The sequence below is a fragment of the Mesorhizobium sp. M0615 genome, from assembly GCF_040320805.1.
Lineage (GTDB): Bacteria > Pseudomonadota > Alphaproteobacteria > Rhizobiales > Rhizobiaceae > Mesorhizobium.
Genome location: NZ_JAMYQI010000002.1, coordinates 195,345 through 218,089 on the forward strand (window position 1 = coordinate 195,345; position 22,745 = coordinate 218,089).

Below are 22,745 nucleotides of genomic sequence, written 5' to 3' on the forward strand. Positions count from 1 at the left end.
GGATAGCGCTTTGCCTCGATCGCCTTCGCTCGACAGTTTCGACCTCGCCATCCTTGCCATCCTGCAGCGGGACAACACGACGCCGCAGCGGCTGATCGGCGAAGCCGTCAACCTGTCGGCGCCGGCGGTGCAGCGGCGCATCAAGCGCATGGAACAGTCCGGCGTCATTGCCGGCAACGTCGCTGTCATCAACCCCGTTGTGGTCGGCCAGCCCATCACCATTTTCGTCGAGGTCGAACTGGAGAGCGAACGCTCGGACCTGATCGACGCGGCCAAGCGGCAATTCTCGGCAGAGCCCGAAGTGCAGCAATGCTACTACGTCACCGGCGAGGCCGACTTCATCCTAGTCATCACCGCGGCCGACATGGGGGCCTATGAGGCCCTGACGCGCAGACTGTTCTTCGACAGCAAGAATGTCCGAAAATTCCGCACCTTCGTTGCCATGGACCGTGTCAAGGTGGGGCTGACGGTGCCTCTGCCGGGATAGCCAGTCTCTTTTACGCAATTCCGGACGGAAAACCGCTCACACTTTTCCTGGAATTGCTTTAGCCCGCCGGCCGCAGGCAGACCTTGTTGTCGTGAAAGGCAGCGCCGCCATAAGGTGCCGGCGCATCGGCGCCGGTGAGCACATTGATGCCTTCGCCACGCTCATGGGCGCTGTTTGGCCAGATGCCCTCGGCGATCACCACGCCGCGCTTGAGGCCTTCGAACAGCTTTGCGTGCAGCACCACCTCGCCACGCCGGTTCCCGACCTCGATACGGTCGCCGTCGCCCAATCCAAGCGCGGCGGCATCGTCCGGGTGCACCAGGAGTTCCGGCCGGCCTTCCTTGGCTCTCGACACAGGTGTCTCGGCGAATGTCGAATTGAGAAAGTTGCGCGCCGGCGATGTGGCGAGCCGAAACGGATGCTCGGCGTCCGCCACCTCGATCAGGTCGACATGGTCAGGGAATTCGGGGAGTTCCGCCACCGGCCCGAACAGGCCCATGATTTTCGGCGGCCGGTTGGGCGCCGCCTGCCCGCTCCAATTGGCGCGGAAGTGAAATTTCTTGTCGGCATGGCCGAAACCATTGATGAAATGCGCCGCCTCGAAATCCGGCTGCAGGTCGACCCATTTGTCTTCCTTGAGGCTGGCGAAGGAGCCCAGCCCGCGCTTGCCGAGGATGATGTCGATATGCTGCTGCTCGGTCAGGCCAAAGCCCGGCCGGTCTGCGACGCCGAGACGCTGCGCCAATTGCTCGATGACGAAATGGTTGGTGCGCGGCCCTTCCGGCGGTTCGATCAGCTTGGGACCGAGCGTGATGTGCTGGTTGCCACCGCCCTTGTAGACGTCGTCATGCTCGAGAAACATCGTTGCCGGCAAAACGACATCGGCGAGCTTTGCCGTGTCGGTCATGAACTGCTCGTGCACGCAGGTGAACAGGTCGTCACGCAGGAAACCCTGCTTCACCAGCCGCTGCTCGGGCGCGACATTCACCGGGTTGGTGTTCTGGATCAGCATCGCCGTCACCGGCGGGCCGCCATAGAGCGCGTCCGCTGCACCGGTCAGCACCGGGCCGATACGCGACTGGTCGAGATGGCGAATATTGGGATCGCGCATCGCGGCGCCTTCCAGCACATCCTGGTTGAGCTTGAAGATGCCGGAATTGGAATGGAAGGCACCGCCACCCTCATATTGCCAGGCGCCGGTGACGGCGGCGATGCAGGATGCCGCGTGCATGTTGACCGCGCCGTTGCGCTGGCGGGCAAAGCCATAGCCGAGGCGGAAATAGGTTTTCCTCGTCGTGCCGACGAGGCGTGCGAAAGCCTCGATCTCGGTGACGGCAAGACCGGTGATGGCGGAAGCCCATCCCGGCGTGCGCGTCTCCAGATGCGCTTCCAGCCCCTTCGGATCGTCGGTGTATCTTTCGAGATAGGCGCGGTCGGCCATGCCTTCCCTGAACAGCACATGCATGACCGCGCAGGCCAGCGCGCCATCGGTGCCGGGCTTCAGCACAAGGCCCATATCGGCCTGCTTCATCGTCGCGTTCTCGTAGACGTCGATAACGACGATCCTGGCGCCACGCTCCTTCCGCGCCTTGATGGCGTGGGTCATGACATTGACCTGCGTGACCACGGCATTGGTGCCCCAGATCACCACGCAGTCGGACTTCGCCATCTCGCGCGGATCGGGACCGCGCAAGGCGCCCGCTCCCATCATCCAGCCGGTCCAGGCCAGATTGGTGCAGATCGAGCCGAAGAAGCCGGAGTATTTTTTTGCATGGCGCAGCCGGTCGATGCCGTCGCGCTGCACCAGCCCCATCGTGCCGGCATAGTAATAAGGCCAGACGGTCTCGGAGCCGTATTTTTCCTCGGCCGCGATGAGTTTCTCGGCGACGAGGTCGAGTGCCGCTTCCCAGCTGGATTCTTTCCAGATGCCGTCGCCCTTGGCGCCGGCGCGAACAAGCGGCTTCAGCAGTCGGTCCGGATGATGGACACGATCGGCATAGCGCGCGACCTTGGCGCAGACCACACCAGCCGTATACGTATTGGACTTGGCGCCATGGACACGGCCGATGCGGTTGCCATCGAGCAGTTCGACCTCGAGCGCGCAGGTCGAAGGGCAATCATGCGGACAGGCGGAGTGGCCGATTCTGAGCTTGGCGTGCTGGTTCATGCGGCGTTTTTAGCGGGTTTCGCGGGCGGCGTGTAGGGCCAGATCTTACCCTCCCCTTGATGGGGAGGGTCGGCGCGCAGCGCCGGGGTGGGGTGCGGCGCAGACCCCCGCCCCGCTCCGCTTCGCGGATCGACCCTCCCCCCAAGGGGGAGGGTAAATCACTCCGCCGTGCCTTCCTCGTACTCGGCCGACATGGTCAGCCACTTTTCCTCGTGGCCAGCCAACTGCTGTGCCAGTTGCGATCGCTCCTTGGCAAGCCGGGTCGCCGTCGACGGATCCTTCTCATATACCGCCGGGTTGGCGAGTTCGTCCTCGATCAGGTCGATGCGCTTGCGGATGCGGTCCATCAGCGCTTCGGTGGCGCGGATTTCCTTGGCCAGCGGCTCGAAGGCGGCGCGGCGCGCCGCGGCATCGCGGCGGCGATCGGCCTTTGATGCCTTCTCGGCCTCGCGCTTGCCGCGTCGATCGCCGGACACGCCGGTGACGAGCGTCTTGTAGTCCTCTAGGTCGCCGTCATACGGGTTGACCGCACCATCCTTGACCAGCCACAGGCGGTCGGCGGTCGCTTCCAGCAGATGCCGGTCATGCGAGATCAGGATGACGGCGCCGGGAAACTCGTTCAGCGCATGGATCAAGGACTCGCGGCTGTCGATGTCCAAATGGTTGGTCGGTTCGTCGAGGATGAACAGGTTTGGACCCTCGAAGGCCGACAGGCCCATGAGCAGGCGCGCCTTCTCGCCGCCGGACAGGTCCTTGGCGGCGGTGTTCATCTTTTCGGTGGTCAGACCGAACTGGGCGACGCGGCCGCGCACCTTGGATTCCGGCGCTTCCGGCATCAGCCGGCGGACATGCTCATAGGCGTTTTCATCCGGGCGTAGGTCGTCGAGTTGGTGCTGGGCGAAGATCGCCACTTTCAGGCCCGGCGCCACCGTCATGGTGCCGCTCTCCTGCTTCAACCGGCCCGACAGAAGCTTGGCGAAGGTCGACTTGCCGTTGCCGTTGGCGCCGAGCAGCGCGATGCGGTCGTCGGCATCGATGCGCAGCGTCATCTTCTTCAGGATCGGCTGGCCCTCGGTGTAGCCGACATTGACGTTGTTCAAGGCAATGATCGGCGACGCCACCGTTTTCACCGGTTCGGGGAAAGAGAACGGCCGCACCGTGTCGTTCACGATCGCGGCAATCGGCTTCATCTTCTCCAGCGCCTTGATGCGCGACTGCGCCTGTCTCGCCTTCGAAGCCTTGGCGCGGAAGCGTTCGACGAAGGACTCCATGTGTTTGCGCGCGGCTTCCTGCTTGACGCGGCCCTTCTCCTGCAATTCCTTCTGCTCGGTGTACTGGCGCTCGAACTGGTCGTAGCCGCCGCGCCAGAAGGTCAGCTTCTTCTGGTCGAGATGAACGATGGAATTGACGGCGCGGTTGAGCAGGTCGCGATCGTGCGAGATCAGAAGCACCGTGTGCGGATATTTCGACACGTAGTTTTCCAGCCACAGCGTGCCTTCGAGATCGAGATAGTTGGTCGGCTCGTCAAGCAGCAGAAGGTCGGGCTCGGCAAACAGCACGGCGGCAAGCGCGACGCGCATGCGCCAGCCGCCGGAGAAGGACGAGGCCGGGCGGCGCTGCGCGGCGTCGTCGAAGCCAAGGCCGGCGAGGATGGTGGCCGCGCGGGATTCCGCCGAATGCGCATCGATATCCGCCAGCCGCATATGGATGTCGGCAATGCGGTGCGCGTCGGTGGCGGTCTTTTCCTCCTCGAGCAATGCGGTGCGCTCGAGGTCGGCCTTGAGCACGATTTCGATCAGCGGCTCCTCGGTGCCGGGCGCTTCCTGCGCCACCTGGCCGATGCGGGTGTTCTTGGGCAGGCTTATCGAGCCGGTCTCGGAGGGAAAGTCGCCGGTGATGGCCTTGAACAGCGTCGTCTTGCCGGTGCCGTTGCGGCCGACGAGGCCGGCCTTGGTGCCGGCCGGCAAGGTCAGCGAGGCATGATCGAGAAGCAAGCGTCCGGCCATGCGGAGCGAAAGATCGTTGATGATAAGCATGCCGGGGCTTTTGCACGGGAGGGCGGCGCTTCGCAAGGGCCTGGGCGCTGGCGGGGGCATAAGGCATGAAGACGGCGCGCCTTAAGCGCGCCGTCCATTGCAAACAGCAGACTGACTTTTCAGAGGCTGCCTGGTTCAGGCTTTGGGTTTGCGCTTCGTCACCTTGGCCGCGGCGGCCGGAACGGCCGGCTTGCGGCCGAGGCCCGAGGACTTGGCCAGTGCCGAACGGGTCGCGGAGTAGTTCGGCGCCACCATCGGATAGTCCGACGGCAAGCCCCATTTGCCACGATATTCCTCCGGGCTGAGACCATGGTCGGTCATCAGGTGGCGTTTCAGCGACTTGAATTTCTTGCCATCTTCCAGACAGACGATGTGGTCGGGAAACACCGACCGCTTCGGATTGACAGCGGGGTTCAGCGCGGGGCTTTCCACGGCGGCAATGCTGCCCAGCTTGCGCACCGATGCGCTGACGCTGGCGATCAGATCCGGCAGGCCGGACGCAGGGAGAGGATTGTTGCCGACATAGGCCGAGACGATGTCAGCAGTCAGTTCAATAGCGGTCTTGCTGTCGATGGTGTGCAATTCTGTTTCTCCCGCCGGTCATGAAGTTGCCGGCTTTTTTTAAGACTTCTCTTGATGTATCGACCTAGCTGCACCCCCCAACGGGTCGCTAAGTCTCAATAAACGATCAAGAATCGGAACAGGAGGATGTTTCCACAACAGGTTGCAACGTTGCAAATTAGAAAATCTAATACTTGGAAACGGCCGACTTCGCGCCAGCAGATTTCAACTGCACGGACCCGGCAGGTTTGGAGTCGGCCAGTATCTCCAGAATGCGCTTCCAGCGGGCGCACCGGCCGAAATCTTTTTGCTCTATCGCCTTTTCGGCCTTCATGGCGGCGTAGAGCGGCGCCTCGGCGCCGAACTCCTTGAGCAGCCAGAATGCTTCCTGTCTGGCGAGGCGTTCATCGTCGTCAAGCATGTTCAGCCTCCGAGCGTTCTATGCCCACCGCAATACAGCTGCCGATGACGAGGACCGCACCGGCTATCGCGGTCAGCGTCAGCCTTTCGCCCGACAGCGTCAGCAGCAGCGTCGATGCGATCGGCGTCAGATAGGCGATGACCGCAACCTTGCCGCCGCCTTCAAGCTTCAAGGCGCGCGACCAGAAATAATATCCCAGCCCCATCGGGCCGGCGCCGAGATAGAGGCCAAGCAGGAGGTGCTCGCTGGATGGCCAGGCTGCGCCGTCGTGAATACACCATAGCAAGGTCAGGCCGACGCCGACCAATGCCGAAGGCAAAAGCAAACGCTCCGACGGTGTGGCCAGGCGGGCGACCGCAATCGAATAGAAGGCCATGCACAGCGCCGAGCCGAAGGCAGCGAGATAGCCGACGATGCTGCCCTGGAGAAAAGGCTGGCCGCGACCACCCGAGATCACCAGCGCCACGCCGACAAAGCCGAACACGGCAGTCAAACCCAGCAGCACGGGGCGTTGCCGCTTGCCCAGCACGATGACCGCCGCCGCGACCATCAGCGGCCAGGTGTAGGCGACGAGATTGGCCTCGATCACCGGCATGGAGGCAAAGGCGATGTATTGCAGCACCATGGTGCCGACCAGGCCAATAAAGCCGACCGCGACCGGCGCCAGGGTGCCGTCAGCACCCTTGGCAAAGGCTGCGTCTTGCGTGTCCCCCTTCCGGCTCGCCAGATGGATGACGGCGAACACCAGAGCCGCTCCACAAAACTGCAGCAACTGCACGAGCGACACCGGATGGCTGGCCAGCAGGGATTTGCCGACCAGCGCGTTGGTCGACCACAGGGCGACCGCGCCGGCGGCGAAGACCAGGGCCGACGGCGAGCCCGATCCACCCCGGAATCGCCGAGACGGTGCCTTGTCCTTATCGCCGACCATGATGTTACCGACGGCCAAACAGGCGTCCACTTCTATGCTCTGGCTACCATGATTCCCTTGATCCGCCCGGGACCGGCGCATCGGTCGCCGCCGCAACCGGACGCTCTTCCTCGAAGCGGCGATAGGCCGGCAGCTGGTTCGTCCAGACGTCTTCGGCCAGTTCGTTGACCCATTCGCGATCGTGATCATTGTCGGCTGCGAGATAGAACATGCGATTGTCGTCGACGTAGGGCTTGGCCACAGAGCGCTGGTTGAGGACCAGCGTGACGCGTGAGCCGAGCTGGATCGGCGCGGTGCGGTGCAGCACACCGAGAAACTGACCGAGTGTGGCGTAGTTCATCTTGTGGTCGATGCGCATGACCTGGTTGCGCGGAATCTCGCGGCCGGATTCAAGGATGGCGCGGCCGGTCTCGGAATCGTCGCAGTAGATTTCGAGATGGCCGCCGACCAGCGGATTGCTGATCGACAGCGGAATGAGTTCGGTGACCGGGACACCGTCGCAATGCCAATCGACGGCGCCGTCCTTGGGATTCATGAAAGTGACGGTCGAGCCGACGATCGACAGCGGATAGGGCTCGAGCTTGGTGCCCATCATGTCGGACAGACGTTCCAGGCGCAGCTTGTCATGCAGCAGTTCCTTGATCTCCGGGATGAAACGGTCGGCGCCGGTGATGAAGGTCAGATCGAGGTGCTTGTGCACGGCGTGGCTGGCCTTGAGCTTCAACGCCGCCTCTTCGATCGCCGCCAGCAGCGCCGGGTCGTAGCCATGCAGATACTGCGCAACGCCGAAACCCGACACTTTCCAGGCCGTCTCATGGCCGATAATGGCTTCTCGGCTCATCGCGTAGCGCAGTTCAGGTATGGTATGGGCGTTCATTCTACTTCTCCAGGATGGGGGCATCACTTGGTAAACTGTCGATTAATTTCCCCACCCCTGTAAAATTAGGAATGCTGGTGCTAGTGTAAGCCCAGCTTAAGGTCGAAACGCGTGCGTCTGCTCAGTCAGGTCAACCTCAATTCGCTGAAGATTGTCGAAAGTGCCGCCCGGCACCGTAACTTCACGCGCGCCGGCGAAGAGCAGTTTATTACTGCTTCCGCCGTCAGCCAGCGCGTTAAAAGCCTCGAGGACCAGCTGCGCTTCAAGATCTTCCAGCGCGGCGGCAATGCGGTGTCGCTGACACCCGAAGGCGAGACCTATGTGTCGCGCGTTCGCGAGGCGCTGGAGCGCATCGTGGCGGCCAGCATGGAGGCGACCGGACAGTCGCAGGCGCATGTGCTGAAGATTTCGGTGCTGCCGACGTTCGCGGCGCGCTGGCTGTTTGCCCGCCTGCCGCTGTTCCAGCGGCAATATCCCGAAATCGAGATGCGCGTCTCGACCTCCTACGCCACCAATGAGTTCGCAACTTCCGAGTTCGACCTCGAGATCCGCTATGGCGACGGCAGCTTTCCCGACCTCAAGGCGGACCTGCTGTTCAAGGAGGATTTGACGCCGGTGTGCAACAGGAAGCTGTTCCACGAAGTTCTCGGCGACAGGCCGCCGTCAAAGGTGACGCCGGACGACCTCAGGCATTTCACGCTGCTGCATTCCGACACCTGCACGCAGAACTGGCAGTCGTGGCTGGGTTTTGCCGGCGCGAGTTCCGTGCTCGGCGAGACCAAGAGCATCTATTTCGATTCCTGCATGATGTCCTATGAGGCGGCCAATGCCGGCATGGGCTTTGCAGTCGCCAACCGCGCCTATATGGCGAGCGAGATCCGCGCAGAGAGACTGGTGGCGCCGTTTGCCGTGCATCACCCCAACACCGCCGGCTGGTATTTCGTCTGCCCGGTCACCGCGCCCTACACGCGCAAGGTGGAACTGTTCAAGCAGTGGATAATGGCCGAGGCGGCGCTGACGCAGTGCCAGCTGGACGCCGGGATTGCCGGCGGCCCGGTGCTGCGCAAGGCCATTGCCTGAGGTCCTCCCGTCGAGTTTCGTTCCGCACGCCATCTGACATCGAAGTTGTTTTGTGCAGAAGCGCCGTCATGAAGCAGGTCGATGCGGCCCACCTCATGACGCAGGCGAGAGACTCAGCTATCTTCGGTTGTTGCGGCGGACCTGATATCCGCCTGGCCGGCGCTATCAGCTCACCTCCCAAGCGGCGCCGGCCTTCTTCTCCTGAAAGCCGTTTCTCGTCTCCCGCCGGAAAACGATCATTGCGCCGGCTGATCGCCGCTGGCCGCCGGCTTTGGCGCCGAATCCGTCTGCGGGGTTTGGTCGAGCACCGGGGCTTTGGTTGGCTGGATGTCGCCGTCGCAGGCGGCGAGCGCCAAGCTGGCGGCCAACAGAATCAGAAGCCTCTTCATGGCGACCTCCTAGGTCTGCCCTCTCCTTCATAAGGCAACGAGGTGGTTCGGCTTTGGTTGCACGCTCGCAAACGACGCCGCGTCGGCTGGAACCAAACGGCGGCTCTGAGGTTGGTTGCCCAAAGGAGATCGCGCCATGATCCGTCTGCTCATTACCGGCCTTTTCGCTTACGCGACCTATCGCATCGCCAAGGAGATCATCAAGGACGTGCCCGACAATTTCGATCCGTTGCCGGTGCCTGGCGACGAACGCGCCACATTGCGGCGCCAGTCGGCGGCGACGGGTGTCGCGCCACGGCGATAGGGGCGACTTCGGCCCGTTGCGAACAAAGCGGAAACGATGCTTGATAGGCGATGACCATCGCCATCAATGATTCGTCCTTGCAGCCCGCCTATCTGACGAAGCTCAACGCCGAGCAGCGGCTCGCCGTCGAACATGGCGACGGCCAGATCGCCGGGCCGCTGCTGGTGATCGCCGGCGCCGGCTCCGGCAAGACCAACACGCTCGCCCACCGGGTTGCGCATCTGATCGTCAAGGGGGCTGATCCCAGACGCATTCTGCTTATGACATTCTCGCGCCGCGCCGCCACCGAAATGGCCAGGCGGGTCGAACGCATCGCCGGCGAGGTGCTGGGCCGAGACGCGTCCGTCATCGCCGACGCGCTGGCCTGGGCCGGTACGTTTCACGGCATCGGCGCCAGGCTGCTGCGTGACTATGCGCTGACGATCGGCCTCGACCCCGCCTTTACCATCCATGACCGCGAGGATTCCGCCGACCTGATGAATCTTGCCCGGCATGAGCTTGGATTCTCGAAGACCGAAAGCCGGTTTCCGACCAAGGGCACCTGCCTGGCGATCTATTCGCGCGCCGTCAACGCGCAGGCGCCGCTTGGCGAGGTGCTGGGTTCGGCCTTTCCCTGGTGCTCGGGGTGGGCAGAACAGCTGAAAGAGCTGTTCGCCGGATATGTCGAGGCCAAGCAGGCGCAGAACGTGCTCGATTACGACGACCTCCTGCTCTACTGGGCGCAGATGGCCGCCGAGCCGGAGATCGCGGCGCATCTGGGCTCGCGCTTCGACCATGTGCTGGTCGACGAATACCAGGACACCAACCGGCTGCAGGCCTCGATCCTTTCGGCGCTGAAGCCGGACGGCGCCGGACTGACAGTGGTGGGCGACGACGCGCAGTCGATCTATTCGTTTCGCGCCGCCGAAGTGCGCAACATCCTCGATTTCCCGCAACAATTCGCGCGAGCCGCCGATGTCATCATGCTGGAGCGCAACTACCGCTCGACCGAGACCATTTTGGCGGCAGCCAATGCGGTCATCTCGGAGGCATCGGAGCGCTTCACCAAGAACCTCTGGTCGCAGCGCAAATCCTCGCAAAGGCCGAAACTGGTCAGCGTGCGCGACGAGGCGGAGCAGGCGAACTATGTCTGCCAGGCCATCCTGGCCGAGCGCGAGGCCGGCACGGTGCTGAAATCGCAGGCGGTGCTGTTTCGCGCCTCGCACCACAGCGGCCCGCTGGAGATCGAACTGACGCGCCGCAACATCCCCTTCGTCAAGTTCGGCGGGCTCAAATTCCTCGACGCCGCCCATGTCAAGGACGTGCTTTCGGTGCTGCGTTTTGCCGAGAACCCGCGCGACCGCGTCGCCGGCTTCCGCGTGCTGCAGCTCCTGCCCGGCATCGGCCCTTCGGCGGCGAGCACCATCGTCGAGACCATGGCGACATCGCTCGACGAGGAAATGGGGCTGGCCCGCTACCGGCCGCCGCAACGCGCGGCTGAGGACTGGCCAGCCTTCGTTGCGCTTTATTCCGGCCTGCGCGCCCGGTCGGGGAAATGGCCGGCCGATCTCGAACAGGTCAGGCTGTGGTACGAGCCGCATCTCGAGCGCATCCACGAGGATGCGACGACGCGGCGAGCCGACCTCATGCAGCTCGAGCAGATCGGTTCCGGCTATGCTTCGCGCGAGCGCTTCCTGACCGAGCTGACGCTGGATCCACCGGATGCGACCAGCGACCAGGCCGGGCCGCCGCACCGCGACGAGGACTATCTGATCCTGTCGACCATTCATTCGGCCAAGGGCCAGGAATGGAAGAACGTCTTCGTGCTCAACACCGTCGATGGCTGCATCCCGGCCGATCTCGGCGTCGGCACCAAGGAAGACATCGAGGAGGAGCGCCGGCTGCTTTACGTCGCGATGACGCGGGCCAAGGACGGCCTGCATCTGGTGACGCCGCAGCGCTTCTTCACTCACGGCCAGGCAGCGCGCGGCGACCGCCACGTCTATGCCTCGCGAACCCGTTTCATCCCGGCCTCGATCCTCGGCGCCTTCGAGCAGACGTCGTGGGCGAGCGTCCACGCCAAGGACGATCCGCGCCACAGACCTGAAGTCCGCGTCGACCTCGGCGCCCGCATGCGCGGCATGTGGAAATAGCCGCAACCGCGAATGCCGGCAGGGAGCGACCTCAAGAGCAAATCGTCCTGTCATGGCATCTCTCAGGGAACCTCGGGCCGCCAGCCGCGTTTTCTGGCGTCCAACCCGCGATCGGAGGGCGGCGGCCGCCGCCCTTCCGCCCATCCAGAGAGGCCAGAATGCACGACGCGATGTTCTTCACCCCGGTTGCCGTTAGCGTTGGCGCCGGCCACAAACGCATGCTCGCCTCGCTGTTCGAGATGCATGATTTCCTGACCGAATTTCCGCCGTCACGCCGGCGCCTGAGCTATGGCGCGGCCGTGAGGGCTTGCGAGGCGGCGCGCGCCGGAGAAATCTCGACCGAGGCCGCACGCGATGCCCTGATCACCTTTGCAGTCACGGCAGGCATCCTCTGGCCCGCGGTCCAGCCGGCCGTCTCGGTCAAGCCGGTCGCACACGGTTATGGCGGCTACGCCGTCTGAGAGCATGATCCCGAAAAGTGGGAAGCCAGTTTTCGGAAAAAGATCAGACAAGCGCGGCAGGAGCAGCGACTTGAAGCGGTTCATCGTTTCATGAACGTAGAACCGCCCCATCTCTTTTTTGACGCGATTTCTCAAGGAAAGCGCTACGCGCTCTTCCCGGGAGAATCATTCAGACTTTTCTCGAGTTGCTTTCGCCACCCAAAGAGCGCTCAGGCCTGCCGGCCTGCGCTGGGAGACCTCGGCCAACTTGCCTGCAGCTCGATCTGAACGATTGCTGACCGCTGCATTGCTGCCGCCGGGCACCTATTTTCCAGAAAATCGATATTCCATCAATATAACGATATTTTCTGCATTACTCCTTTAATATCGCGTCAAGTGCAAAGATGATATCGGAAGCGATAGCTTTAGCGATGTCATAAAACAAATATGTTTCCCGTTTTTTGCATCAAAAATTGGATCATTCCTTAATTTCAGCATTACGAAAATCGCATACCAAGTAGGCCAATTCACGATGTACATAACCCGCTAAGGCATATTGTGTGATCAAGCTTTGAGAGCTAATGTGCCTTTGTGAGCCGGGGGGACGATCAAGCGACCTGTGCGCTGAACACGCCAATAAGCGAAATTCGAAAGTATTATCAGCGTAGAAATAGGTGGATCTTGCAGAATACACAAAGTGTATTGACGTTTAGATCGGGTAATTTTTGGAATAGAGCAAATTTTGGCTCGCTGTTCACAACAGCCGAACGATTGGGTGTTCCTTCTAAAGGAGATTCTCCGGCGACCAACGCCGATGCGTTGGCTGGTGAGAGGCTGGATGCCGGAACGCTCGCGCCAGGCTGGGCGGATGCCGACATAACGGAAGGGCTTCCTGAGCGCTCGACGTGTTGCCGCCCACGGCAGACACCTCGGTGATCGATTTACCCATTGAGATGAAGAGGGTCGACGGCACAGGTGTGGAAACCGCCGCGCGCGCCGTTCCCTAGTTTGATGCTAATCGAGGATCATTCCGACGATGAACGAACAAACTGCACCCTCCAGGCCTAGTATTTCCAATGGGAATCCGGCACCGGCCAAGGGCCCTAAAATGTCGCTCCGTAATCTTTACAGCATACACAGCGGTAAGGTGACGGATAAATGGTCGATCTACTTGGATGCATACGACCGCATTTTCTCCGAATTCCGAGAAAAGCCGGTTCGAATCCTGGAAATTGGGGTTCAGAACGGCGGTTCGCTGGAAATTTGGCGGCAGTATTTTCAGCATGCGAAGCTCATTCTTGGCTGCGATATCAACGCTGTCTGCGGCGACCTCGTTTTCGACGACGCGAAGATCAATATTGTCGTAGGAGATGCCAATACTGATGAAGTTGAACGGAGTATAGTTTGGCACTCAAAAAAATTCGACCTTATAATAGACGACGGATCACACACGTCGCCGGACATCATACGCGCTTTTGCCCGCTATTTTCCGCACCTTTCTGAAGGCGGTATATACATAGTAGAAGATCTGCATAGCAGTTACTGGCGGGAATACGAGGGTGGTCTCTACGACCCTTTTACGTCGATGTCATTCTTCAAACGTTTGCTCGACGTGGTCAACCATGAGCATTGGGGATTTGACCGCCGCAGACTGGACGCCTTAGCAGCTTTCGCTGAAAGGCATACGATTGCATTCGAAGAAGCCTGCCTTGCATCCATCCATGCCATCAGTTTTCTGAACTCGCTGTGCATTGTTACAAAACGTCCTCTTCAGAAAAACATATTGGGGAACCGACATGTGAGAGGCAGGTTCGCGCTCGTTGACGACGCTGTGGTGTCCTTGGATGGCGGGGTGAATGCTCCGCTCGATCAAACTGGCAGTCCGTGGGCTTTGCGGTCAACGACAATGGAAGAGGAAATTGGGCTTAACCGGGAATTGATCAAACGCCACGTGGCCCAATTGATTGCGCTTTCCGATGAGGTCGCTGAAGTGCGGGCGAAGATACAAATACGGGAAGACGAGATCGTCCAGTCAAGGACACAGATCGTGGCGAAAGGTGAATATATCCAAGGGTTGCAAGGAGAACTGTCCGTCGCGCATGCGGTAGCGAACGCGTTACTTGATGAACGCGACAATGCGCTCGCTGAGGAGGCGCGGGTACACGATGCGCTCGATGCCGTCTATGCTAGCACCTCTTGGCGCTTGACAAAGCGCCTGCGGGATCTCAAGCGCTGCGCTCGTCAGATCAGCAACATGCGTAAGGTAGTTCGCAGCACGCTGGCGCGCGGAGCTTATGCCGGGTGGCACAATCTCCCGGTATCCATCGGCGTAAAGATGAGAATTAAGAGCACGGCTTTTTCGGCCTTCCCTTGGCTGTTCGGCACAACGAATGCCTACCGCGCCTGGAAGTATGACCATCCCGGTCCAACGCTAGGCGACAACAGGTCGAAGGTATATGCGACAACCTGCTCTGATTCGAATTTGGCGCCCAAAGCTGTCTATGTGCCTCTTCTTGAGGGGGCGCCGCTGCTCCACAAGCCCGTTCGGGTCATCGCGTTCTACCTGCCGCAGTTCCACCCGATTCCCGAAAACGACCAGTGGTGGGGGCAGGGTTTCACTGAGTGGACCAATGTCACGCCCGCAAAGCCGCAATTTGTCGGCCACTACCAGCCGCATATCCCTGATGATCTCGGCTATTACGACTTACGCGATGTGGCCGTGCAGCGCCGCCAGATAGAACTGGCAAAGCTATATGGCGTGGAGGGCTTCTGCTTTTATTTTTATTGGTTCGGAGGCAAAAGGCTTCTAGAAAGACCCGTAGAAAACTGGCTCCAAGATAAGACCCTCGACCTGCCTTTCTGCTTATGCTGGGCCAACGAGAACTGGTCCCGCCGCTGGGACGGGCTGGATCATGAACTGCTCGTCGCCCAGGTGCACTCCCCCGAGGACGATCTCGCCTTCATCGCCGAAGTTGCGCCGTACCTTCGCGACCCCCGCTACATTCGCGTCGATGGCAAGCCGCTGCTGCTTGTATATAGACCGAGCTTACTGCCCGCGGCTGCCGAGACGGCGCGGCGCTGGCGGATATGGTGCCGAGAAAACGGCGTGGGCGAGATTTTCCTTGCCTATACCCAATCCTTCGAGTCCGTTCCGCCCGGCCGATACGGATTTGATGCCGCTGTGGAATTTCCGCCGAACAATTCGGCGGCGCCCAACGTCACCCGCACAGTGATGCCTCTGCAGCAGGATTTTGCAACGACCGTATACGACTGGTCAGTTTTTCCTGAGCGCAGCGAGAATTATTCGCGCCGCGAACATAGTCACTTCCGCTCGGTTTGCCCTGGCTGGGACAATACAGCGCGCCGCCAGCATGGCGGCAGTGTGTTCATCAACAACACCCCTGCGCTCTACCGCAGATGGCTAGAGAACGCCATTGAAGATACGCTTGCACATGTGAGAGAGCCGACCGAACGACTTGTCTTTGTCAATGCCTGGAATGAGTGGGCGGAAGGCGCGCATCTGGAGCCGGACATCGAAACAGGCTACGCTTATCTGCAAGCTACGCGCGATGCCCTTGAGGCGGCGAGCCGGAAGTCGAAGCCCCGGATAGCAATCGTATCTCACGACGCCCATCCACACGGTGCACAACTGTTGGCTTTGGCGATGGCGCGCGAATTTGGGAATCTGCATTTCGAGGTAGATCTCATTGTCCTCGGAGATGGCCCTATGCTTTCGCGATTCGCCGAAGTTGCAACCCTACATCGCATAGCTCTCGACGGAGAGCCAAAGGAATCGATTCGCCGAAAAGTGGAGGCGATTCGGAGCGCCGGCGCTGAGGTCGCCTTTGTAAACACAACGGTATCTGGCCTGATTGTTCCTGTCCTCAAGGAAGCTGGCTTCACCACTGTTTCGCTGGTTCACGAATTGCCGGGGGTCTTAGATTCCTACAACCTCAAGAGTCACGCCATCGCCATCGCTGAACACGCCGACACCATTGTTTTTGCAGCGCAGATCGTCCGATCTGGATTTGAGGACTTCCTCGGCAAGCCACTGCAACGGGCCTTGATTCGCCCACAAGGTCTAGTGCGAAAAAACCCGTTCAAAGGCCGGGGCGAGGAAGCACGGCGTCTTGTTTGCGAACAGCACGGCTTCGCCCAGGACACCAATTATGTTCTCGGCGTGGCCTTTGTGGACCATCGAAAAGGGCCAGACATCTTCATTGAGGTGGCTGAAGAAGTTCTTGGCACGCATCCCAACACGGCTTTCATCTGGGTTGGGCACTTCGATGCAGGAATGGAGGAGAAGATCGGCACGATTCTCGACAAAAAGAAGTTGAGCGATCGCGTAAAGTTCGTCGGGTTCGTTCAAGAACCAATGGCATATTATGCCGGAGCGTCTGTCTATGCATTGACGTCGCGCGAGGACCCGTTTCCAAATGTCGTCCTTGAGGCTGCGGAGGTCGGTGTCCCGGTTGTGGCCTTTCAGGGAGCGACCGGTGCGGCCGATTTCATCCTCACAAGCGGAGGACGGCTTGCGAAGAAGTTCGACGTTCAGGATTTCGCACTGCAGGTAAGGGAAATTTTGGACAATCCAGAACAACGCTTCTCTGCCGTTGGGTCAATGCGGCAGTATCTGATGGATCTTCTCCATCATGCAACAGGGTTCCAGCGGGTGTCGGTGATCGTTCCCAATTACAACTACGCTGATCACTTGTTGCAGCGGCTCCCGGGTATCACGGCCCAAAATTATCCCGTTTATGAACTCATCGTGTTGGATGACGCCTCGACAGATCAAAGTATTGAAGTCATCAACACCTTTCTGGCCGGACACCCGGCAATAGACGGTGAACTGATCGTCAATGACGAGAATTCTGGATCGGTCTTTCGTCAGTGGGCTAAGGGTCTGGGCCGCAGCCGAGGTGATCTTGTCTGGATTGCAGAGGCAGATGATCTAGCCGACCCCGACTTTCTTAGCGAACTCGCACCGACCTTCGCTGATCCGTCGCTTGTGCTTGCCTACAGCCAGTCGCGGCAGGTGGACGGCAAAGGCAACGTCTTAGCCGAGGACTATATCAGCTATACGCGCGACATCTCTGACGATTGGTTATCCGACTACACAAGGACTGGTCAAGTCGAGATCGAGAAGGCGATGGTCATCAAGAACACGATTCCGAACGTAAGTGCGGTTCTTTTCCGTCGCGTCGCGATCACGAGCGCGATCGCCGAAATCGGCGACGAACTGTTCGAATACCGCGTGGCGGGGGATTGGCTCGTCTATCTAAGAGTGCTGCTACAGGGAAAGGTGAGGTTTAGCGCGAAGCGGCTCAACTGGCACCGACGTCACGAACGTAGTGTTACACAGTCCGGAATGGCCGATCAGCATTTTAATGAGGTGCGTCGCGTCCAGGAGGTCGCACGCTCATTGGTGTCTGTCGCCGCCGGAACGCGCCGGAAGGCTGACGCGTGGCTTGATCACCTACGGACCTATCTCGGTGTCAAGGGCTCGGATGCGGCATGACGCAAGTCGGCCTTCACCGAGCCAATGAGCGTAATAAGGCAGTTATCCTTGGAGCTTCCGGCTTTATTGGAGTCAACTTGGCCCGAGCCCTGGCGGCACGGGGTTTTGCGCTCTTTTGCTTTGCCCGTCATACGTCTGAGCTCTGGCCAGCCGAGAGCAATATTATTCTTGGCGATTTAGCTCACCCACCCCGCCAACTTCTTGCGGCGATGGAAGGCTCCATTGTCTTTCACTTGGCCAATTCCTCGCGCCCAACAGAATCTACAGACAAAGCCGCCGCTGAGATTGAGGCGGACCTGATCGCTACCGTAGGTTTGTTAGAGGCGACTAAGGGTTTAGATTGCCGATGGGTGTTTTCATCGTCAGGGGGCACTGTGTACGGCCAGAGCGACGCTGTACAAATAACTGAGGAGCACTCGACCATACCAATCTCATCTTACGGCACAGTAAAACTCGCGACGGAGCGTTATTTCAATCTTTTTAAGACCCTCCATGGGGTCGACAGCGTCATAGCGCGAATTTCGAACCCATTTGGTCCGTATCAATCGGCGGCCAAAGGCCAGGGGCTGGTTGCAGCTCTGTTTGATCGGATCGCCAGCGGGAGCCCAGTGGAAGTGTGGGGCGACGGCAAGAACGTCCGCGACTACGTTTATATTGACGACGTCACCCGGGCGCTGATCTTACTCGGCCTTCGAGGCAGCGCAGGGGAAATCTATAATGTTGGTTCGGGTGTGGGTACAAGCGTAACCGAACTGGTGACAAAGATCTCCGCCTTTCTTGGCGTTCCGGCGGAACTTGTTTATACTCACGCCCGCGGAATCGACGTCCACCGAAACGTTCTCGACATTCGAAAGATCGGACGTGAACTCGGTTGGCGTCCAGTTTACACCCTCGAAGAAGGTATCCGCCTAACGTATCACTGGCGACAACGCCAAAGTCAGTTGCGCGACAGCTACGAAGGCTGAAGCAACCAACGTTGCGTGCACGTGGCCAGTCCGCATCATTTTGCCCTGATAGGCGGGGCCGTCGGACGAAATCTTTAATCCATTGCTACAACGTAGGCGCCTGTGCTGATCACATATTTCCGGCAAGCGCAGGCCCACACCCATGCAGCCTCATAGCCTTGGTTATATCGTCGACGGCGCCGTTCAGTGCAACAATCATCGGTGCTGCGGTCCGAACTTGCCGTTGCTCCTATTTCCACTGGCGAAGATGAGCCGTACAGACCCCGTCATAGTATTGCGACGAGCACAAAGGAACGGCACGATCACGTGGCCTGGAGGATGATAGATATTTGGAATGCGTCCATGATCGATCTGTCATACCCAAGGAAGTCCCAACCATCCTTTTTGAAGAAATCAAAGGTCAACGACGTGTCCCCATATGTCTCGCCCTCTACCCCGCCATGAGGTAAGTAGGCGATCCCAGTTTCATTGTGGGCGGCGACCAGTCGTTCGCTATCATTCGTCTTTCGGGTTGCGTCTATGAAGGGCCAGAATTCGACCGGCCGAATAGTCAGAATAAACAGGCCGCCATCCTTCACGTGCTTTCTCACTGCCTTTAGGCACGTGTCTGCTGTTTTTGGGGCAAGGTGTGTAAAAACAGAGAAGGCAAATGCCAAGTCAAATTTCGTCTCACCGACGGGCAGACTATCTGGAACCCGGTCCGACTGAACGAGGTGGCCAAGAACGCCAGCCTCTCGGCTACTGCTAAGAGATTGCTCCCAAGCGTCAACACCCCAAATGTGATCTGGCTCTGTGTAGTAGTACATCATACGGATGATGCGTCCATAACCGCAGCCAAAATCAAGAATTGACGCGCCATGCAATGTGCGGTTCGTGTAGCGCAGGATGCTGCTATCTACGATCCGGGTGAACGCAAGAGTTTGCTTTAGTAACTCGACGCCGCTCGCGCCGGTCCACGTAGTCTGAATCTCGGGGCTTGCCATCTTCGGCAAGATGCTCGAGAGGGCCGGGTAGCTGAGATTTGGTAGCGAAATCATAAACAGACCAAAGTCGTCCAAGCTTAGCCTGCGTAGTGCAACAAATGCCTGTCCAGGGTCGTTCGTACTGGCGGCAGAGGCCTCAGCCTCTGCAAGATACGGCAACGTGTGTTTCATTTTCGTCTCGCTAAATAACATCCCCGAGCTAACCATGATCACCGAAAGCAGTTCTCTCGGCCCCTCATTTCGATCGCTCTCTTCTAGTGCCTAGTTGTCCAATCTTGGCCCACTGCTTAGGCAAGCGCGTCAACCGACAAACCTCAATCTGTTGCGTTGAATCGCCCTTAGCGATCCGATGCTCCGCGCACAAGCATCTAACTGAGTCTCCTTACGACAAACACGTCTTGGTGATTCCACCAAGAGTCCACCTCATCGTCGAGCAACTCGGCATTGCCAAGCGTATTAATGTGTTTGACGACGAACTCCTTATCCATTGCCATCAGGCCGTACTCCTCAAGCGGGAGATCAGCTTGCTCGCTCCGCAACGCGAACCGAAAGCCAAATTCACTCGACGGCGCCTCCATGCCAAGAAAAGGCAGGGATCGCGGGCCGTGAGTTGTAAAAATAAAAATGCCGCCGGGCCGAACAAAGCTGAACAGACGAACCAGCCACCGCGACCAAGTCGTTATGGGCATGTGGGAAAAGAACGAAAGCGCAAAGACCGCGTCATAGAGCCGGCCAGGATGCACTTCTTCGGGTATCGATCGTGATTGAAGGGCTTTAACTTTTAATTCGTGGGCCAGGAAAGAAATGGCTTGTGGATGAATATCGCAACTGACTAGGTTAATGTCTTTCTCCTTCACAAGATGCCGCGTCACGCAACCATATCCTGACGCAAATTCAAAAAGTGAAAATGGGCCGCCACCTAGATGCCGCGTTAACATGCCCATAAGTTTCATAGCGGACGTCTGGCCATCCCGGAAGTAGTATCTGATCCTGGACTCATCGGAATCAAATCCGGCATGATTGATCAGAAAATTGAATATGTGATCGTCCTGATGGATAGATGACTTAACGGAAAAGTCCGACGCGATACCTTTAATCAATCCTTCGTTTCTCGTGGGTGTATTCTTCAGAAGTTCCACATCTACTTCTAGAGCTGCCATTGGTTCCACCGATCTATGAGCAATTAATGAAGTCGCGGAAGCGAGAGCTGCGGAGCAGGAAGCGGGCGGCGCAACAGCCGTCGTTTCAGCAGCGCATTTATCGGCATCTCGTAGCAGAAATGCACCATCAGTCCGCAAGCAGCGGCGCAGCTCGCCATAAGCACCAAACCTAAGTGAGGCTCGATCATCGAGTACCAGTGCCAATACCAGATAGGCCATCGGAACAGACTAAAGGCCAGAATCATGTGGGTTAGATAGATTGCATAGCTAGCGGCACCTAGTTTTTGAAAAGGCGGGGCTCGCATAAAAACCCAGCCCCGAATCTCACCAGAGACAAAACCCAGGACGAAAAAGAACGCACCAACACCCCATATCGTTCGGATAGTTGGATACTCCGTGATCAAGGGTGTCGTTGAGACGATTAACGCCCCTGTCCCTATGCCTAGATAGATCGGCCAAGGCCGGGTCACGCCCCGACACTGAATCATGAATGCAATGATTAGGCCGCCACAGAATTCTAGGATTATGGGGTCGAAAAAATCAAGTATTTGCGCACCGGTTAACTTTTTCGCTGAAGCTAACAGCGTGAAGAGCGCGATCAAAATAGTAATGCCCGCTCGCTTCGACGCTGTAACGCCGGAGACTACGAACACGGCGAAGCAGATATAGAAAAACATTTCATATTCTAGGGACCAGCCCGGACCCAGCACTGGGAAATCACCGTTTGCTGGCCCCTCTACGAGCAGCAGAGATCTAACCAAGCGGACCGGCGTCCATTCAACAAAGCAGGCAAAAATCAACGTCGTTGACCAATAGAGGGGGACGATGCGAGCGGCCCGCTTTGCCATAAAGTCATAGACGCCTGCAGCGCCGGTTTGAAATTGCTGTACGCCGATGACGAAGCCTGAGATTACGAAGAAAACAGGGACCCCAACCGCGCCAAAAATCGACAAATGGCCGTATGAGAGCAGCCACGGGGTCGCACCACCGACACTCTTATTGATCTCGATATAAATTCCGTTGTAGTGATGAAAAACGACAAATAGTGCCGCCATTCCACGGAGACCTTGGATTGACAAGAAGACTTTTGGCACCAGTCCCTCAAAAGAAGACAATTTGTCGGCGAACTGGTTTTGATCCTTGCATCATTTTTTGACAACATCAATCGTACAATCTTGAAGGACTGTGTTCGATGCGCGGCCTGTTGATAAGGCCTTGTAGCCAACCCGCCGGTCAACGCGTGCACCCCTCGAAGCAGGGTTTTCCATTGACAGAGGAGCCCAGTCCAATCTCGGTTCGGCGGCCTGCCGGGTGGAGTGAATGCGTTGCAGGGCGGCTGTGCCGCCAGATGGATGTCAACGCCGGCTTATGTGCCCCAACGAACGGAAGCCGGCCCCGAATCAGAAGCTCAATGAAACGTTGCCGGATCACCGGCCAGCAGGCCGCGCGGCCCGGTCGTTTCGAAACTGACCTGGTCGCGGCCGTTGGATTTGGCCTTGTAGAGGTGCCGGTCGGCCGTCAGGAACATGTCGGCATAGGTGGTGGGTCCGCTGAAGGCGACGCCACCGATGCTCACCGAGAGCGGACAGGGCCGCCCATCCGGGGCAAACTCGACCTCGCGGATGCGCCGCCGGATCCCCTCGGCAACCAGCCAGGACTGCGACGGGTCGGCGCCGGGCAGGAAGATGGCGAACTCCTCGCCGCCGATGCGTCCGACGATGTCGGCGCCGCGCAGCTGGGCCTTGATCGTCTGCGCGATCAGCTTGAGCGCCTGATCGCCGCAATCGTGGCCCAATCGATCGTTGATGGTCTTGAAATGATCGGCGTCGACGATCAGCAGGGCGCCGGCATCGACGACGGCCTGGCTGCGCGCCTGTTCGAGATAGGCCTCGACCAGCATTGAAAACGCGCCGCGGTTGAACACCGCGGTCAGGCTGTCGGTCGCCGCGACAATGCTCAGATTCTTCTGGGCGATCGCCAGCTGGCGCATCTTGTACATAAGGAAAGAGAAGAACGACCCACCCAGCACGAGCGGCAGCAACAGGTCGGTGAGCTGCGCCCAGCGCAATGCTTCGGGCGACAGCGACGGAAAATTGTAGGAATCGACAAGGAAGGCCGCCGCGATGCAGATCGCCGTGCCGACAACCGTGACTGCTATGACCCTGCCCCAGCTCGTGGGCGACAGATCGACCCGCATGCCAATTTCTCCCACTGTGTTCGCTATTTTGCAGCGGGAACACAAATGAAACCCTAAACCCTTGCCTTCAATTCTAATGTGGTTAACGGTTAATCGA

18 protein-coding genes are annotated in these 22,745 nt (G+C 59.1%); 7 read left to right on the plus strand and 11 right to left on the minus strand.

The features are described 5' to 3' along the window. The first annotated feature begins 10 nt into the window (after positions 1–10). Positions 11–487, plus strand: a complete 477-nt coding sequence (locus NKI46_RS03730) for an Lrp/AsnC family transcriptional regulator (RefSeq protein ID WP_023738646.1) — start codon at positions 11–13, stop codon at positions 485–487. Positions 488–545: 58 nt separating this feature from the next. Here NKI46_RS03730 and NKI46_RS03735 read toward each other — a convergent pair whose 3' ends face one another. The 6 genes from NKI46_RS03735 to NKI46_RS03760 all read right to left on the minus strand — a co-directional run bounded on the left by NKI46_RS03735 (position 546) and on the right by NKI46_RS03760 (position 7,480). Beyond that, positions 546–2,654: a molybdopterin oxidoreductase family protein gene (locus NKI46_RS03735; RefSeq protein ID WP_352744820.1), complete on the minus strand. Its 2,109-nt coding sequence runs from the start codon at positions 2,652–2,654 to the stop codon at positions 546–548. Positions 2,655–2,812: 158 nt separating this feature from the next. After that, a complete protein-coding gene (locus tag NKI46_RS03740) occupies positions 2,813–4,690 on the minus strand; it encodes an ABC-F family ATP-binding cassette domain-containing protein (protein WP_023705325.1) in 1,878 nt (625 codons plus the stop codon). Positions 4,691–4,825: 135 nt separating this feature from the next. Then, positions 4,826–5,272, minus strand: a complete 447-nt coding sequence (locus NKI46_RS03745; RefSeq protein WP_023670270.1) for a Ros/MucR family transcriptional regulator — start codon at positions 5,270–5,272, stop codon at positions 4,826–4,828. A gap of 166 nt (positions 5,273–5,438) precedes the next feature. Then, positions 5,439–5,672 (minus strand): hypothetical protein, encoded by a 234-nt coding sequence (locus tag NKI46_RS03750; RefSeq protein ID WP_023733893.1) that lies wholly within the window; start codon positions 5,670–5,672, stop codon positions 5,439–5,441. Then, positions 5,665–6,621, minus strand: a complete 957-nt coding sequence (locus NKI46_RS03755) for a DMT family transporter (protein ID WP_245259943.1) — start codon at positions 6,619–6,621, stop codon at positions 5,665–5,667. Before NKI46_RS03755 ends, NKI46_RS03750 begins: the two co-directional genes overlap by 8 nt. A 25-nt stretch (positions 6,622–6,646) precedes the next feature. Further along, the gene (locus tag NKI46_RS03760) at positions 6,647–7,480 is read right to left on the minus strand and encodes a hypothetical protein (protein WP_023684748.1); all 834 of its coding nucleotides are present in this window, start codon (positions 7,478–7,480) and stop codon (positions 6,647–6,649) included. A 111-nt stretch (positions 7,481–7,591) separates the two neighbouring features. Here NKI46_RS03760 and NKI46_RS03765 point away from each other — a divergent pair, with 111 nt between their 5' ends. Beyond that, positions 7,592–8,560, plus strand: coding sequence for a LysR substrate-binding domain-containing protein (locus NKI46_RS03765; RefSeq protein WP_352741232.1), 969 nt, complete (start codon positions 7,592–7,594; stop codon positions 8,558–8,560). 236 nt (positions 8,561–8,796) lie between these two features. Here NKI46_RS03765 and NKI46_RS03770 read toward each other — a convergent pair whose 3' ends face one another. Beyond that, positions 8,797–8,949: a hypothetical protein gene (locus NKI46_RS03770; protein WP_023693936.1), complete on the minus strand. Its 153-nt coding sequence runs from the start codon at positions 8,947–8,949 to the stop codon at positions 8,797–8,799. Positions 8,950–9,085: 136 nt separating this feature from the next. Here NKI46_RS03770 and NKI46_RS03775 point away from each other — a divergent pair, with 136 nt between their 5' ends. From NKI46_RS03775 to NKI46_RS03795, 5 genes are all read left to right on the plus strand, one after another. Then, a complete protein-coding gene (locus tag NKI46_RS03775; RefSeq protein ID WP_023670264.1) occupies positions 9,086–9,253 on the plus strand; it encodes a hypothetical protein in 168 nt (55 codons plus the stop codon). A gap of 50 nt (positions 9,254–9,303) precedes the next feature. Then, complete coding sequence (locus NKI46_RS03780; RefSeq protein ID WP_352459620.1) at positions 9,304–11,385, plus strand: ATP-dependent helicase; 2,082 nt, start codon at positions 9,304–9,306, stop codon at positions 11,383–11,385. Positions 11,386–11,543: 158 nt separating this feature from the next. Beyond that, positions 11,544–11,846, plus strand: a complete 303-nt coding sequence (locus NKI46_RS03785; protein WP_023670262.1) for a DUF982 domain-containing protein — start codon at positions 11,544–11,546, stop codon at positions 11,844–11,846. Between the two features lie 1,015 nt (positions 11,847–12,861). Further along, positions 12,862–17,343: a glycoside hydrolase family 99-like domain-containing protein gene (locus NKI46_RS03790; RefSeq protein ID WP_352744824.1), complete on the plus strand. Its 4,482-nt coding sequence runs from the start codon at positions 12,862–12,864 to the stop codon at positions 17,341–17,343. Next, entirely contained in the window at positions 17,340–18,308 is a 969-nt protein-coding gene (locus NKI46_RS03795; RefSeq protein WP_352744827.1) for an NAD-dependent epimerase/dehydratase family protein, read from the plus strand. The genes NKI46_RS03790 and NKI46_RS03795 overlap by 4 nt, the downstream gene beginning before the upstream one ends. A gap of 302 nt (positions 18,309–18,610) precedes the next feature. Here the strand turns inward: NKI46_RS03795 and NKI46_RS03800 are convergent, their stop codons facing one another. The 4 genes from NKI46_RS03800 to NKI46_RS03815 all read right to left on the minus strand — a co-directional run bounded on the left by NKI46_RS03800 (position 18,611) and on the right by NKI46_RS03815 (position 22,648). After that, positions 18,611–19,462 (minus strand): class I SAM-dependent methyltransferase, encoded by an 852-nt coding sequence (locus NKI46_RS03800; protein ID WP_352744830.1) that lies wholly within the window; start codon positions 19,460–19,462, stop codon positions 18,611–18,613. Positions 19,463–19,659: 197 nt separating this feature from the next. Continuing rightward, positions 19,660–20,451: a class I SAM-dependent methyltransferase gene (locus NKI46_RS03805; protein WP_352744833.1), complete on the minus strand. Its 792-nt coding sequence runs from the start codon at positions 20,449–20,451 to the stop codon at positions 19,660–19,662. A 23-nt stretch (positions 20,452–20,474) separates the two neighbouring features. Beyond that, positions 20,475–21,545 (minus strand): acyltransferase family protein, encoded by a 1,071-nt coding sequence (locus NKI46_RS03810; RefSeq protein WP_352744836.1) that lies wholly within the window; start codon positions 21,543–21,545, stop codon positions 20,475–20,477. Positions 21,546–21,859: 314 nt separating this feature from the next. Further along, complete coding sequence (locus tag NKI46_RS03815) at positions 21,860–22,648, minus strand: GGDEF domain-containing protein (RefSeq protein WP_352744838.1); 789 nt, start codon at positions 22,646–22,648, stop codon at positions 21,860–21,862. Positions 22,649–22,745: the final 97 nt, after the last annotated feature.